Source organism: Micromonospora sp. NPDC023814, assembly GCF_040639595.1.
In the GTDB taxonomy this organism is placed as follows: domain Bacteria; phylum Actinomycetota; class Actinomycetes; order Mycobacteriales; family Micromonosporaceae; genus Micromonospora.
The window spans coordinates 35,471-50,055 of the sequence record NZ_JBFAAF010000003.1 but is presented as its reverse complement, the minus strand read 5'-3'; the positions used below and the strand labels follow the sequence as shown (position 1 = coordinate 50,055).

General features: G+C 72.7%; 15 protein-coding genes. 11 read left to right on the top strand and 4 right to left on the bottom strand.

Annotated features, from left to right (window positions below; genetic code table 11):
• Window positions 1-90 precede the first annotated feature (90 nt).
• Complete coding sequence (locus AB0G14_RS02305; RefSeq protein ID WP_357692874.1) at window positions 91-1,152, top strand: NAD-dependent epimerase/dehydratase family protein; 1,062 nt, start codon at window positions 91-93, stop codon at window positions 1,150-1,152.
• Window positions 1,153-1,255: 103 nt separating this feature from the next.
• Here AB0G14_RS02305 and AB0G14_RS02300 read toward each other — a convergent pair whose 3' ends face one another.
• Window positions 1,256-2,656: a hypothetical protein gene (locus AB0G14_RS02300; protein ID WP_357693048.1), complete on the bottom strand. Its 1,401-nt coding sequence runs from the start codon at window positions 2,654-2,656 to the stop codon at window positions 1,256-1,258.
• A gap of 218 nt (window positions 2,657-2,874) precedes the next feature.
• Here AB0G14_RS02300 and AB0G14_RS02295 point away from each other — a divergent pair, with 218 nt between their 5' ends.
• The 3 genes from AB0G14_RS02295 to AB0G14_RS02285 are packed head-to-tail and all read left to right on the top strand — an operon-like array spanning window position 2,875 to window position 4,897.
• Window positions 2,875-3,549: a glycosyltransferase family 2 protein gene (locus tag AB0G14_RS02295; protein ID WP_357692872.1), complete on the top strand. Its 675-nt coding sequence runs from the start codon at window positions 2,875-2,877 to the stop codon at window positions 3,547-3,549.
• The gene (locus AB0G14_RS02290) at window positions 3,546-4,220 is read left to right on the top strand and encodes a DUF2064 domain-containing protein (RefSeq protein WP_357692870.1); all 675 of its coding nucleotides are present in this window, start codon (window positions 3,546-3,548) and stop codon (window positions 4,218-4,220) included. The genes AB0G14_RS02295 and AB0G14_RS02290 overlap by 4 nt, the downstream gene beginning before the upstream one ends.
• Complete coding sequence (locus AB0G14_RS02285; protein ID WP_357692868.1) at window positions 4,217-4,897, top strand: class I SAM-dependent methyltransferase; 681 nt, start codon at window positions 4,217-4,219, stop codon at window positions 4,895-4,897. Before AB0G14_RS02290 ends, AB0G14_RS02285 begins: the two co-directional genes overlap by 4 nt.
• 417 nt (window positions 4,898-5,314) lie before the next feature.
• Here the strand turns inward: AB0G14_RS02285 and AB0G14_RS02280 are convergent, their stop codons facing one another.
• Window positions 5,315-5,899: a TetR family transcriptional regulator gene (locus AB0G14_RS02280; RefSeq protein WP_357692866.1), complete on the bottom strand. Its 585-nt coding sequence runs from the start codon at window positions 5,897-5,899 to the stop codon at window positions 5,315-5,317.
• 65 nt (window positions 5,900-5,964) lie between these two features.
• Here AB0G14_RS02280 and AB0G14_RS02275 point away from each other — a divergent pair, with 65 nt between their 5' ends.
• On the top strand, window positions 5,965-6,843 hold the full coding sequence (locus AB0G14_RS02275; protein WP_357692864.1) for an SDR family NAD(P)-dependent oxidoreductase: 879 nt from the start codon (window positions 5,965-5,967) through the stop codon (window positions 6,841-6,843).
• Window positions 6,844-7,356: 513 nt separating this feature from the next.
• Entirely contained in the window at window positions 7,357-8,652 is a 1,296-nt protein-coding gene (locus AB0G14_RS02270) for an MFS transporter (RefSeq protein WP_357692862.1), read from the top strand.
• A 206-nt stretch (window positions 8,653-8,858) separates the two neighbouring features.
• On the opposite strand, the gene AB0G14_RS02265 is transcribed toward AB0G14_RS02270, so the two are convergent.
• Both AB0G14_RS02265 and AB0G14_RS02260 read right to left on the bottom strand, forming a co-directional pair.
• Window positions 8,859-9,857: an RNA polymerase subunit sigma-70 gene (locus AB0G14_RS02265; RefSeq protein WP_357692860.1), complete on the bottom strand. Its 999-nt coding sequence runs from the start codon at window positions 9,855-9,857 to the stop codon at window positions 8,859-8,861.
• 655 nt (window positions 9,858-10,512) lie between these two features.
• Complete coding sequence (locus AB0G14_RS02260; RefSeq protein WP_357692858.1) at window positions 10,513-11,016, bottom strand: MarR family transcriptional regulator; 504 nt, start codon at window positions 11,014-11,016, stop codon at window positions 10,513-10,515.
• A 95-nt stretch (window positions 11,017-11,111) separates the two neighbouring features.
• On the opposite strand from AB0G14_RS02260, the gene AB0G14_RS02255 reads away from it, so the two are divergent.
• From AB0G14_RS02255 to AB0G14_RS02235, 5 genes are all read left to right on the top strand, one after another.
• A complete protein-coding gene (locus AB0G14_RS02255; protein WP_357692856.1) occupies window positions 11,112-11,750 on the top strand; it encodes an NAD(P)-binding domain-containing protein in 639 nt (212 codons plus the stop codon).
• Window positions 11,747-11,893, top strand: a complete 147-nt coding sequence (locus AB0G14_RS02250; RefSeq protein ID WP_357692854.1) for a hypothetical protein — start codon at window positions 11,747-11,749, stop codon at window positions 11,891-11,893. The genes AB0G14_RS02255 and AB0G14_RS02250 overlap by 4 nt, the downstream gene beginning before the upstream one ends.
• Window positions 11,890-13,047, top strand: coding sequence for a hypothetical protein (locus AB0G14_RS02245; protein ID WP_357692852.1), 1,158 nt, complete (start codon window positions 11,890-11,892; stop codon window positions 13,045-13,047). Before AB0G14_RS02250 ends, AB0G14_RS02245 begins: the two co-directional genes overlap by 4 nt.
• 176 nt (window positions 13,048-13,223) lie before the next feature.
• On the top strand, window positions 13,224-13,781 hold the full coding sequence (locus AB0G14_RS02240) for a TetR/AcrR family transcriptional regulator (RefSeq protein WP_357692850.1): 558 nt from the start codon (window positions 13,224-13,226) through the stop codon (window positions 13,779-13,781).
• Between the two features lie 20 nt (window positions 13,782-13,801).
• Window positions 13,802-14,449, top strand: a complete 648-nt coding sequence (locus tag AB0G14_RS02235) for a hypothetical protein (RefSeq protein ID WP_357692848.1) — start codon at window positions 13,802-13,804, stop codon at window positions 14,447-14,449.
• Window positions 14,450-14,585 lie beyond the last annotated feature (136 nt).

Genomic DNA, 14,585 nt, shown 5'->3' with positions numbered 1-14,585 from the left:
TCCCGAGGGCTCACCGCCGGTCCTTCGGAAATGCTGACGTCCGACCCGAACCGGCCTGCGGGGCCACGAGTCTGACCTAGTGTGACGGGAATGCGCGTACTCGTCACCGGCGCCGCCGGATTCATCGGATCGCAGGTCGCGGACCTGCTCGTCGCCGAGGGGCACCACGTGGTGTGCCTGGACGCGCTGCTACCGCAGGCACACGGGGGCGCCCTACCCGAATGGTCACGCCGGCACGACCCGGTGGTCGGGGACATCCGGGACCCGGGGCTCCTCGACGACCTGCTGAGCGGCGTCGACGCCGTCTGCCACCAGGCGGCGATGGTCGGACACGGGCTGGACCCGTCGGACGCCCCCGACTACGCCAGCCACAACGACTACGGCACGGCGGTGCTGCTCGCCGCGATGCACCGGGCCGGAGTGTCCCGCCTGGTGCTGGCCAGCTCGATGGTGGTGTACGGCGAGGGGCGCTACGTGTGTGCCCGGCACGGCGTCGTCCGGCCCGCCCCGCGGCACCCGGCCGACCTGGCCGCCGGCCGGTACGACCCCACCTGTCCGGAGTGCACCGGCACCCTCACCCCGGCGCTCGTGCCCGAGGATGCCCCGCTGGAGCCGCACAGCACGTACGCGGCCAGCAAGCTGGCGCAGGAGCACCTGGCCGCCGCCTGGGGTCGGCAGACCGGGGGCGGGGTGTGGGCGTTGCGTTACCACAACGTCTACGGTCCCCGGATGCCCCGCGACACCCCGTACGCCGGGGTCGCGTCGATCTTCCGGTCGGCGCTGGCGGACGGCCGGCCGCCGCGCGTCTACGAGGACGGCCGGCAGCGGCGCGACTTCGTGCACGTCACCGACGTGGCGCGGGCGAACCTGTTGGCCCTGACCGCGCCGGCGCCGGACGGCCTGGTGCCGGTGAACGTCTGCTCCGGCGAGCCGCACACCGTCGGCGACCTTGCCGCCACCCTCGCCTCGGCGATGGGTGGGCCGGCGCCGGTGGTGGTCGGCGGGGCCCGGGCCGCGGACGTGCGGCACGTGGTGGCCGACCCCGCTCGCGCACGCGAACTGCTCGGCCACGCCGCCCGGGTCGGCTTCGTCGACGGGGTGACTGCCTTCGCTACCGACCCGCTGCGCGAGCCCGCCGCCGTGGCGGTCTGACCACCCCACCGCACCCGCAGCCCGCCGGCCCGCCCGGCGGCTCCGCCGGCGGACCGTCCCGGGTCGCAGCCCCACCCCGTTCCCCGACGAGGTCGGCGTTCGGTCAGGAGACGGTGAACAGCAGGTGGTTCACGGCGAGTGCGGTCAGCGCCTGCCCCGCCAGCCACCAACGCCGAGCCGGCGCGGGCAGGTGCGCGACGGCGACCAGCAGCCAGACCGCGAACGGCAACCAGATTCGCTCCACCTCGGCCTTGCTCATCCCGGAAAGGTCGGCGGCGGCCATCGCCAGCGCGGCGGCGGCCGGCAGCAGCACGGTCGGTTCGCGCCCCCGGACCCGCCGCGCGAGTGCGACAAGCCGGTGGTGCCGGACAAGGCCGCGCACCGCCGAACCACCCGGTTCCGGGCCGCCGGCCAACGGGACCGACGGACCACGTCCGACCCGTGGCACCGCCCCTCGGCCCGCCCGAGCCGCGAGCAGTGCGCGCCGCAGCGCCGGCCCGGCCACCGGTCCGGCAGCGAGCAGCAGCGCCCCCAGGTTCGCCCAGACCCAGTAGCCGTACGGGCGGTCGGCCGCCCAGCCCTGGTAGTAGCGCTCCACCACCAGGTCGTACCCCCGCCACCACTGAAAGCCGGCGACGGTGAACACCACCACCACCGCGGCCACCCCGGCCGCACCGGCGAACATCGCGTCGCGCCGGCGCGCCGGCCGCAACGCCAGCACCGCGAGGGCCAGTGGCGCAACCAGCACGAAGCCGTACGACAGGTACAGCGCGAAGCCGAGCAGCAGCCCGCCGACCAGGGCGATCGCGGGCCCCCGTACCGCCAGCAGGGCCAAGCCGGCGGCGACCACACCGGTGAAGACACCGTCGGCGGAGGCGCCCACCCAGACCGCCCCCGGCAGCAGCACCAGGAACGGCAGCACCGCCCGAGCCGCCTCGCCCGCGCCCAGCGCCCGCAGCGTGACCGGCACGGACACCGCCACGGTCGCCCCGACCAGGACGCAGGCCAGCGCCGCCGCCGTCCCACCGCCCAGGCCGATCCGGTCCAGCCCGACGAAGAGCAGCAGGGCTCCCGGCGGATGGCCGGCCGTGTGGGTGGACCACGAGTCCGGTTGGAAGTCGAGAATCCGGTCGGTGAAACCGACCAGCATCCGCCCGACATCGGTGACCCGCGGCACCTCGTGCAGGTACTCCGCCTGCGGGGTGAGCCGCCGGGCGAGCCCGGCCGACCAGCCGTCCACCAGCGCCAGGGCGAGCGTCCAGGCCACCGCCGCCAGGTAGCCGGCGAACAGCAGCGGGCCCCACCGGGCCGCTCGGGCCCACCGCAGCCCCGGCCCGAGCACGGCCGCGGCCACCAGCAGCGCGACCGGGGTGCCCCAGCCCAGGTGCGGCCGCCAGGTGGCGTAGAGCGGCGCGGCCTCGGCGTGCAGGTCCACACCCCGATGGTTCAGCACCGCGCCGATCACCACGGCCGTGGCCAGCAGCGCCGCCTCGACGCCCAGCACGACCAGGTCGCCCCCGTCGCGCGCCGGGACGCGGTCGGAAACGGGCGAGCGGGAAAGTGTGGCACCGGGTCTCATGTCGACCGGACGGTACGGTCTGCCCCGCCCCCTGTCAGCCGAGTCGCCGGTACGTCACCGGACGGTAAGAAGTGCCTGTTCGGTAGGCGTTCCGTAAGGCCGAACGCGGAACGGGTGGCCTCGCGCGGACTTAGCGTCGGGGTATGCCGACACCGATCGACGTGGTGCTGCCGTGCCTGGACGAGGCCGCCGCGCTGCCCGCCGTGCTGACCGCGCTGCCGCCCGGATACCGGGCGATCGTGGTGGACAACGGGTCTCGGGACGCCTCGGCCGAGGTGGCCGCCCGGCACGGCGCCCGGGTGGTCCATGAGCGCCGTCGGGGGTACGGCGCGGCCGTGCACGCCGGAATCGAGGCCGCCGAGACCGAACTGGTGTGCGTCCTGGACGCCGACGGCTCATTCTCCCCTCGGGAGCTGCCCACCCTGGTCGCCCCGGTCGCCGGGGGGAGCGCCGACCTGGCCGTCGGCCGTCGCCGGCCGGTCCGTGTCGGGGTCTGGCCCTGGCACGCCCGGGCCGGAACGGCGCTGGTCGCCGCGCTGTTGCGGCACCGGGGGGTGCCACTGCGTGACCTCAGCCCGATGCGGGTGGCCCGTCGGGAGGCGTTGCTCGGTCTCGGCGTCACCGACCGGGCCTTCGGCTACCCGCTGGAGCTGCTGATCCGGGCCGCCGCCGCGGGCTGGCGCATCCACGAACTCGACGTCGCGTACGCCCCGCGTGCCACGGGCACCCGCTCCAAGGTCTCCGGCTCGTTCCGGGGCACCCTGCGCGCCACCCGGGACTTCGCGGCCGTGCTGCGCACCGTGGAGCGCCCCCGGTGACCGTGCTGCTGGTGGTCGCCAAGGCCCCCGTGCCCGGCATGGTCAAGACCCGGCTCTGCCCACCGGCGACCCCGGTCCAGGCCGCCCAGCTGGCCGCCGCCGCGCTGCGCGACACCCTGGACGCCGTCCGGGACACTCCCGGGGTGACGCCGGTGCTGGCGTTGGCCGGGCGCCTCACCGACGCCGAGCACGCCGCCGAACTGACCGCCGCCGTCGCCGGTTGGCCGGTCCTGCCGCAGCGGGGCGTGGATTTCGCAGCCCGACTCGCGAACGCCCACGTCGACGTCGCGGACGCTTTCCCCGGCGATCGGGTGCTTCAGATCGGGATGGACACCCCGCAGCTGACCCCGGCGCGGCTGGCCGCCGCCGTACGCCGGCTGGCGGACGCCGAGGCGGTGCTGGGACGGGCCGCCGACGGCGGCTGGTGGGCGCTGGGGCTGCGCGACCCGCGGCAGGCGGTGGCGCTGCGCGGGGTGCCGATGTCGACTCCGCGCACCGGCCGGTCGACGTGGTCCGCGCTGACCGGGCGAGGGCTGCGCACGATGCCGCTGCCGGTGCTGCGGGACGTGGACGACTGGTCGGACGCGCGGGCGGTGGCCGCGGCGACCCCGGGTAGCCGCTTCGCCCGCCAGGTCGCGGCGGTGCGCCGCGCCATGGTGGTGCGGGCGTGACCGGGGACAGTTTCGCCGCCGCCCTGCGCGACCGGGGCGACAACGCGCACTGGCTGGTGCCCGCCGACGGACTGCGCCGCCGCCTGCCGGTGCGCCGGTGGCACGGGCCGGCCGGAATGGCAGAGGCGGCGGTGGTCACCCGCTGCACCGGTCCCACCCTCGACCTGGGTTGCGGCCCGGGCCGGGTGACCCTGGCGCTGACCGGAGCCGGGCTGACCACCCTCGGGGTGGACGTGTCGGCCCGGGCGGTGGCGCTGACCCGGGCCCGGGGCGCGGTCGCCGTGCGGGCCGACCTGTTCGGCCCGTTGCCGGCGGAGGGACGCTGGGCACACGTGGTCCTGCTGGACGGGAACATCGGCATCGGGGGCGACCCGATCGCGCTGCTGCGCCGGTGCCGGGCGTTGCTGGGGCCGGCGGGAACAGTGCTGGTCGAGCTGGAGCCGCCCGGCTCCGGCACCTGGCAGGGACAGGTCCACGTGGCATCCGGCCGGCACCGGGGTCCGACCTTCCGCTGGGCGTGGCTCGACACGTGCGCGGTGTCGGGCACGGCGGCGGCAGCCGGGTTGGCGGTCGGCGAGGTGTTCCGCTCCGGCCGCCGCTGGTTCGCCGAGTTGACCCGCTCGGAGCGTCCGGGTGCGCCCCGACGCACGCCCACCGTGGCGCTGCCACAGCCGTAAGAACCTCGCACGTCGGCCGGCGGGCGTGGGGGCGGATCGGTCCTCACCCTCGTCGGCGGCACCAGGCCGCGCGTCAGGTCGACTGTGATCTTCGGAGTTCTATGGCACCGAATCTTCGTCGGTAGTCGGCGCAACGTCGGGTGGCCGGGATACTCGATCTTGACTGTTCTGATGTCGTTCCGCCAGCACGTCACGTCGCCGCGGCTGCTGGGACGCGTCAACGGCACCCTGCGCGTGATGTCCAGCGGCGCTTACCCGCGGCGCCGCGTCAGCGGCATTTGTCGGCGATCTCTCCGGTCCACGCCCCGCCACCAGGGTCGCCTACGCCGCGCTCGCGCTGGTGTGCGTGCCGATCCTGTTGCCCGATGAGCCGGGAGACCCTCGACGGATCATGAACCTCTCCCGATGACCCACGCGTCAACGGGCCAGCAGCGCCGGTCGTATGAGGGTGAAGGCGCGGTCCAGCAACGCTGCTCGGTCGGCGGTGCCGCCGGAGCGCAGCCATTCATGCGAGACGGTGTCCAGGGCAGCGGTGGCGGCGTTGGTCAGCAGGTCCGCGGTGAACGCGTCGAGTCCCGCGTCGGGCCGGTCGCGCAGCGCGTCGCTGACCTGCTGCCGCCAGTGCGCGCGTTTCTCGTGCAGGCGTGCGCGCAGTGACGGTGTCGACTCGATCAGGCGGAGGCTCGCCAGCGCCTGCTCGGATGCGTGGATCTGCTGCTGCCACCGGCGCAACACCTGGTGCAGCGCGTGCCACGGGTCCTCGTCGCCCGGACGGGCGCGGATGTCGTCGACGACCTGCTCGCCGGTGACGTCGACACTGCCGAAGACCGCGTCCTCCTTGGCCGGGAAGTAGCGAAAGAAGCTCCGCTTGGTCAGCCCAGCGGCTTGGGCGATCTCGTCGACGGTGGTCTGGTCGAAGCCCCGCTCGGCGAACAGCCGCAGCGCTACGTCAGCGAGCTCGGCCCGCACCGCCCGCCGCGTACGCTCCCGCAACCCAGTCACGCACCGAAGTCTACTTCACATCATCGGATGACGAACGTGTCACCTGGTGTCGTATAGTGGCCGCCATGACAGAACCATTGCGTGGCAAGACGGTCCTGGTGACCGGCAGCACCGGCGGAATCGGCAAGCAGACCGCCCGAGGGCTGGCCCGCCTCGGCGCCCGAGTCCTGGTGGTCGGACGCGACCCCGATCGGGCGCGCGGCGCCGTCAAGGAACTGCGCCGCGACACCGGCAACGACCAGGTGGACTCGCTGATAGCGGACGTGACGCGTCAACGGGACCTGCACCACTTGGCCGACCAGGTGGAAGACCGTCACGGGACCCTCGACGTACTGATCAACAACGCGGGCGTGACCATGGCGCGGCGGGAACTGACCGAGGACGGCGTCGAGACCGCCTTCGCCGCGAACGTGCTCGCGCCGTACATCTTGATCCACCGGCTGCTGCCGGCGTTGTCCCGCGCGACGTCGGCCCGGGCTATCAACATCACCGGTGGCGTCCCACGTGGCCGGATCGACCTGGACAACCTGCAAGGCGAGCGATCGTACGTCGGGCTGTCGTTCTACAACCAGACGAAGCTGGCGCTGATGGCGATGAGCTACACGTTCGCCGAGCGCCTGCGCGGCAGCGGAGTAAACCTCAACGTGGCGTATCCCGGACACGCGTACACGTCGATGAACCAGGGCCTTACGATCGACACGTACCCACCCGCAGCGCGCCCGATCGTGCCGCTGCTACGGCTGCTGATGCCAGTCCTCTACGGACAACGCGCCCTGGTCAAGGCCTCCCGTTCCAGCATCTACCTGGCATCGAGCCCTCACGCCGCCGACTTACACAGCACCTACGTCAACAGCAAATGCCAGCGCACCCCATGGCCCACCGCGGTCCTCGACCAACGGAACCGCGACGCCATCTGGACACTCTGCGAAAAGCTAGCCAGCTAACACGTGTGACGGCGTCGGCAAGACGAAACAGGCCATCGCCGCCGTCGTCAAAGTGCTCGCAGCCCGTCAATCAAGCCCTCGTCATGCGCCACGACGCCGCAGCGCCCGCCACGGCCGACCTACACGACAGCACAGGGCAGCCGCGCCACATCCGCGCCAGCGATTCCTATCCAAGATCAAGGGCGCGGATTTGCCGCTGACAGTGCGTCACACAGCGTCACCGTTGGTCAATCAAAGGCAGCGCCCGGTCTTGCCGATGGCAGGACTTCGTCTGCTCCGGTGACTTCACAACGAGAAACGGGCGGGGCTTCAAACGCGGTTGGTGTACAGGCCGTCGTGATGCATGATTCCGGACGTGATCACCAGAGGGCGCGCTGTCGCGCCCGCGCGTGAGCCACCGCCGCGTTCGACCCTGCGGGCTCGGACACCTCAGCCGAGGCGTCGTGGAGGCCGAACGGCTTGGGTCCTCGAACTGCTCCACGTTGATGTTGTCCTGTTCCTGATGGAGGACTGATGCTGGCTCCGCTGCGGTATGGCGCGTTCCGATACCTCGCTGCTGGCCGGCTGGTCAACATGCTGGGCAACGGTGTCGCTCCCATCGCGCTGGCCTTCGCCGTACTCGATCTGACCGGCTCGGTGCGCGACCTGGGCCTGGTGGTCGGCGCGAGATCGCTGATGACCGTGCTGTTCGTGCTCTTCGGTGGGGTGGTGGCCGACCGGATTCCGCGCCGGCTGGTGCTGGTCGGATCCAATGTGCTTGGTGCGCTGACCCAGGCGGCAGTGGCCGCCCTGGTGCTCACCGGCACGGCGACGATCCCGCTGTTGCTGGCGCTCGGTGCGGCCAACGGCATCGTCAGCGCGCTGTCCCAGCCAGCGTCGGCCGCCGCGACGCCGCAGACCGTGCCGCCGGAGCTGATTCAGCCGGCCAACGCGCTCATCCGGCTCGGCATCAACGCGGGCATGATCGGCGGCGCTGCGCTCGGTGGCCTCCTGGTGGCCGCCGTCGGACCGGGGTGGGGCCTCGCCATCGACGCGCTCACCTTCGCTATCGCGGCGCTCGCGTTTGCCGGAGTCCGGGTCGGTGCCTCGCCGGCGAAGAGCACCCGCACGAGTATCGTCGCTGACCTCCGGGAGGGCTGGACGGAATTCACCGCGCGGACCTGGGTCTGGGTGGTGGTGCTGGGCTTCATGGTCCTCAACGCGGCCCTCGCGGGCGGCGTGAACGTGCTCGGCCCGGCCGTCGCGGACGAGACGATCGGCCGTAGCGCCTGGGGCGTGGTGCTGGCGGCGGAAACCGCCGGAATGGTCGTGGGCGGGTTGATCGCCCTGCGGATCCGGGTGCGTCGGCTGTTGCTGCTCGGGGTGGCCTGCATGTTCGCCGAGTCGTTTCTGCTGTTGGGGCTGGCCCTGGCACCCACCGTCGTCGTGCTGGTGTCGGCCGGAGTGGCGGTCGGGATCGCCGTCGAACAGTTCGCGGTGGCCTGGGACACGTCGATAGCGCAGCACATACCGGCCGACCGACTGGCCCGCGTCTACTCCTACGACATGTTGGGATCCTGGGTCGCCATCCCACTCGGCCAGATCGCGGTCGGACCGGTCGCAGCGGCGATCGGCACCCGCGACACGCTGCTGATCCTGGCGACATTGGTGGTGCTCTCGGTCCTCGGCATGCTGGCCAGCCGGGACGTTCGCAGGCTGCGGGCGGTAGCCCCCGCCCGCGCCGCCGACGCAGCGCAGACCGAGCCAGCCGACGATGGGCCGAGCGACAGCCCTACCACGAAGCCTGCCGAACCAGCCGCCCGCGCCTGACCCGGCGGTGGACTTCCTCGATGCCAGCCGCACCTTCAGTGCCGCGGAGCCAGAACCCGGCGTCGCGTCCGAGGACCGGCCCGGGCTCGCCGTCGCGCAACTCCAGTTGCACCGCCCGCGGGTGACGACGCCGAACGCGTCGCACCACTGCGCCGCGACCACCGCGACACGCGCGCCGCCGCGCAGCGTGAGCGTCCACACCGGGACTACTCCGTGCCGTCCGCCGGCAGGCGCTCCGGCAGCCCGAGCCGCGGGAACTGGTCGTCGTGGAAGATGACGATCTCGGTGATCGCCCCGCCGGTGACGCGCAGGACGTCGATCGTCAGCGGCAGGTACGCGCCCGCCCGCTCCCGCCAGTGGTAGAAGGCGACGGCGGGCTGCCGGTTCACGGAGGTGGGGACGGCGCGCAGACCCGTCATGCCCTCGAAACCGTCGTCGACCCAGTCGTTCACCACCGCGTCGCGGCCGACGTACAGGCCCGGCGTGGGCGGCATCGAGCAGCGGACGTCGTCCCGCAGCAGTGCGGCGCGCCCGGCGACGTCCGTGGCCACGCTGGCGTCGGTAAAGCGGCGTACCAGCTCGCGCGTCCCGGCGTCCCCCTCGCCGCCGGTCCAGTCCTGCCGCTCGGCGGGCAGGTGCTCCCGCATGCCGGCGCGGGCCCGTTGCAGCGCGCTGTTCACGGAGTTGACGGAGTCCCCGAGCAGCTCCGCGACGTCCTTCGCCGGCCAGCCGAGCACGTCCCGCAGGATCAGCACGGCCCTCGGGCGCGGCGCGAGGTGCTGGACTGCGACCAGGTACGCCAGCTCGATCGTCTCCCGCGCGACGGCGACGGTCTCCGGCTCGTCCGCGTCGCCCGCGGGCAGTTCGTCGAGCAGCCGGTCCGGGTAGGGCTGCAGCCACAGCACCTCGCCGCCGGTCGCAGGCTCCGGGCGGCACTTGGCGAGCAGGTCCAGGCAGGCGTTGGTGGCGATCCGGTACAGCCAGGCCCGGAACGTCGACCGCCCCTCGAAGGTCTCCCGCCGCCGCCAGGCACGGAGGAACGTCTCCTGCACGGTGTCCTCGGCGTCCTCCAACGACCCGAGCATCCGGTAGCAGTGCACGTGCAGCTCCCGCCGGTGCCGCTCCGCCAGCCCCGAGAACGCCGGCTCGTCGACCTCGCCCAGCCCGCTCCCGCCCAGCTCCCCCAGCCGCGTGTCCGCACTCATCACGTCATCCTTCCGCCTCGTCGTGTCCCGTCGTAGGTATGACGGGTGCGGGCGCGACAACTCATCACCAGGGTCGGTCGGCATGGCTGATCCGGTGACGGATCCGGTGGCGGAGCACGACGCGCGGTACGGCGAGGAGGGCGCGGGTCCGCCGGAGTGGGCGCGGGTGCGCGACCGCCTGGCGCGTGCCGGGGTCGCCTGGTTCACGACGACGCGGCGGGCATGGACGCACGGGCACGGCACGAGGTCCACCGAAAGGGATGGGCTTGGTCTTGAAGCCGAGACCCGGCGCCGTCGCGACAGCCGCCGCCCAAGCCCCGCCAAGCCTGGAGGAGGCCGCACGGTCACTGGGGCGCGGGCCGCTGACAGTGCTGCGGAGCCACCATCTGTTCCAAGGCCACGACGCCCTCATCGACGTCCAACTGGACGACGGCACCCGGATTCACCGCACGGATCCTCGGCCAGCCAACCCACTACTCCTCGGGCACCAACGTCCGCCTCACCGTCCAGGGAAGCGTCTACGTGCTGCCGGAGCCCGCCACGTCCTGATCGCCTGCCGGACTGCGCTCGGCCTGTCGAACAGAACGGAGGCTGGACCACCCCGGTCTCCCCGAAGTGGCCTCCACACCGAAGGGGCTGGTCAGGGCGTTGACGGTCAGCCGGCCGGGGCTGCGGCGTCGCCGGGCGTGGGACACGGTGCCGCCTCGTGGGCCGGCCGCTCGCGGTCGCGCAGGAGCCGGTCGAGCAGGTCGTCCAAGGTCTTGATCTCGTCGCTGGTGTAGTCGGCGAAGACGCGCTCGAGGTTGCGCACGTGAATCCTGGCCGCCTCCTCGAGTTTCTGCCGTCCGGCCGGGGTGAGGGCGGCGAAGCTGACCCGCCGATCCGTAGGGCAGGGAACGCGTTCCACGAGACCGGCGGTGACCATCCGGTCCAGGAGCCGGGTCATCCCTCCCGTGGTGAGCGCGATCTGGCTCGCCAGGGCGCTCATCGTCAGTTTGTCCGGCGAGCGGGCGATGCGCAGCATAGCCTCGAACCAGGTGTGCGGGATGCCGCACTCGCGCTCCAGCGCCCCGCCGAGCTGCCGCTCGAGCGCGCTGTATGCCTCCACGAGCCGCCCGAACGTCGTCACCAGCCTGTGGTCGACCGCGCTCTTCACCATGGCAGAAACCTTACACTACAGATGTTGACGGATCAAATAGCCGGACGTACAGTCGTTGAGTAGGCAACATCTGAACAGTCAGAGAAGGAGTGGACATGCGTATCGCGATCCTGGGTGCCGGCAATGTCGGTGGGGCTGTGGCGACCGCCGCCGTGCGCGCCGGCCACGACGTCGTCGTCGCGGCGACCAGCGCCGAGCACGCCCAGAAGGCGGCCGGCAGCGCCGGTGCGAGCGCCGCTGCGTCGAACGCCGAGGCGGTGCAGGGAGCAGATCTCGTGCTGCTCGCCGTCCCCCACGCCGCCGTCGCCGGCGTCGCCACCGAGCTGGGCGAGGCACTGACCGGCAAGGTCCTCGTCGACGCGACGAACCCGCTCAACGACACCTACAGCGACCTGGTCACCGGCGGCGTCTCGGCTGCGGAGCAGCTTCAGGCCCAGGTGACCGGGGCATCCGTGGTCAAGGCCTTCAACACCATCCTCGCGAGCCGCCACACCAATCCGGTGGAGAGCGGCGCGCCCCTGGACGCCTTCATCGCCGGCGACGACGGTGCCGCCAAGGACAAGGTCGCCGAGCTGGCCTCCTCCCTGGGCTACCGGGTGATCGACGCGGGCGGGCTGCGGATGGCCAGGTCGCTGGAGGAGATGGCACTGCTGAACATCATGCTCAACGCCCGTAACGGGTGGAGCTGGCAGAGCGGCTGGAAGCTGGTCGGGCCGATGGGCAGCGCAGCATGAGCGCCAGCCCCAACGCGGCGCCCGTCGAGCACCTCGACCTGTCGGCGGAGGCGCGACGCTGGAGCGGCGTCGGCACGGCGGCACGGCTACTGCCGGGCCCGGTGGACGCCACGGCGCCCGCGCGGATGTTGGTGCGGCGATGAGCGCGATGCAGACGTTCGCGCCGCCGGTCGTGGCCACCGCGGGCAGCACCGATGCGGATGCCCCGCTGGTGGTGCTGCTGCATGGCCGCGGCTCGCACGAGCGGGAGATCCTTCGCCTGGCCGACCACCTGCCCGTGGGCCCCACGTACGCGGCGGTGCGGGCGCCGATCGCCGAGGGCGGCGGGTACGCGTGGTTCGCCAACCGCGGCATCGGCCGGCCGATCGCCGAGTCGTTGCGTGCGACAATCGGCTGGTTCCGCGACTGGCTCGACGGTGTCGCTCCCGCAGGCCGGCCGGTGGTGCTGATCGGGTTCAGCGGCGGGGCCGCGTTCGCCGGTGGGCTGCTGCTCGACAATCCGGACCGCTACGCCGGCGCCGCCATCCTGTACGGGACGCTGCCGTTCGACGCCGGCGTCCCGACCACGCCCGCCCGGCTGGCCGGCGTGCCCGTCGTCGTGGCTCAGGGCGAGCACGACAGCGTCATCCCACGGGAACTGCTCGACCGCACCTGGAACTACCTGATCGCCGAGGCCGGTGCCGCGACCCTCGCCCGCCGCGACCCGGTCGGACACGGCATCGCCGCGCCAGCGCTGGCGACCGTAGCCGGCTGGCTGCAGGAACGCCTGGCATTCCTCGCCGACCGGGTCCGCCCGACGCCGTCTCCGAGGACGTGGACAAGGCTGCCCGGCGGCCAGCTCCCGCCGCGCCGTGGGGCCCGCCCGACGGTGAGCAGTCAGATTCCGCAGCAGCAGCGCAGCGACAACGCGCCGGTCGAGCTGCAGGAACTGCTGCTCGCGCGCATCGCCGCGCTGCCGAGGGTGACGACCCGCCAGTCGGCGATCTCGGTACCCGGGGCGCGCGGCTTCGTACTCGCCCCGCCGCGGCTGGGCCCGGACGACGCGTTCCTCGTGCCCGCCGTCGGCGAGTTCGCCCACCTCCACCCCCGCCACGACGGTTCGCTGCACGTCGCGCTGCCACCCGCGCTCGCCGCCGACCTGGCCGCCAAGGGCTGGGGCGTCGCGCACCCGCTCGCGGGTGTGCGCCTCACCGCCGGGATGGTCATGCTGTTCGGCCCGCGCGACGCCGGAGAGCTCGACATCGTCGCCGGCGTCGTCGCCACCAGCCACGCGTGGGCCTCTGGGCAGCCGACGTAACGGCGGCGGCCCGCTCCGGCGTTGGTTCAGGCAGCCCTGAGTCGCCGGGGCCCTTCAGCGCGACGGAACCGCCACGACCAGCGCGTTGACGGCCTAGGCTATCCGTCGTAGCCTTTTGACTATGAGCGTTAGCCTAGCCCTCTTTCAGACCCGCACCGGCGACCCCGAGCGCGACCATGCCTAGGGCCGGGCTGTCCACCGCGGCCGTCGTCGACGCGGCTCTCGACCTCATCGATGATCGAGGCCTGGATGCCCTGACCTTGGCCGCGGTCGCCGAACGCACCGGAGTCGCCGCACCCTCGCTGTACAAGCACGTCGGCAGCCTCGCTCAACTGCGGACACTGATGTCCGTACGGATCATGGAAGAGCTGACCGAACGCTTCACCGCCGCGCTGGTCGGCCGCAGCGGCGACGACGCCGTCGCCACCCTGATGCGCACCTACCGTCACCATGCGGTCGAACATCCGGCCCGCCACGCCGCGATGCCGCCGGATCCCCTGCACGACCCGGCCCTGGCGAGCGCCGGTACACGGCTGCTCGAGGTCTTCCTCGCGGTGCTGCGTGGCTACGGGCTCGAAGGCGAGGCCGCCATCCACGCCACCCGCTGCCTGCGGGCGATCGTGCACGGCTTCGCCTCGATCGAGGCGGCCGGCGGCTTCGGCCTGCCCGAGGACCTGGACACCACCCACGAACAACTGATCCACATGTTCGTCGCGAGCCTGCCCCGCACCTGATCTCGACGCTGGAGAACGTGATGCCCATCTCCCCCGCCCGCACCCGGCTCGGCGCCCTCGCCCTCGCTGTCGCCGGCATCCTCTTCGTCCTCTACCCGGCGACCCGACCCTGGCACGACGAATCCACAGTCGACGGCGCGACCCGGGCGATGAGTCCCGACTGGTGGGTCGCCTCGCACCTGTTCGCCATGATCGGCTTCATCCTGGTGACGCTGGGCCTGCTCGCCGTACGCGACGCGGTCAGGCACACCCGAGCCGAGCGGCTCGCCTTCGCCGCCGTCGTGACCGGTTGGATCGGCGTGGGACTCGTCCTGCCCTACTACGGCGCCGAGGACTTCGGCCTGCACGCCATCGCCAGCACGTACGCCGCGGGCGAGCCGCTCGACCTGCTCGCCCTCGTGGACACGGTCCGATACAACCCGGTCGCGATCACGACGTTCGGGCTCGGCCTGATCACGCTCGGGGTGTCGGCCGTCCTGGCCGCCGCCGCGATCTGGCGCTCGGGGGTGCTGCCGCGCCCCAGCGGAATCATCTTCGCACTCGGCTTCGCCCTCTTCCTGCCGCAGTTCTACACGCCCGCGGCCGTCCGGGTCGCACACGGCCTGCTCGTCGCGGTCGGCTCGGCCTGGCTGGCGCTGGCACTCTGGCGGGCGAGGGCTGATTCCTGACGTGCCGTCGCCTCGTCGGCGAGGCCAGGAAGCATCAACGCGCCGACGTCGGCCACCGTCCGCCGGGTAACCGAACCCGGATGCAGTTGCCCTCGGCGGCGAGGGCCTGGAACTGCCTCCCTCGCCCAAGGGGCGG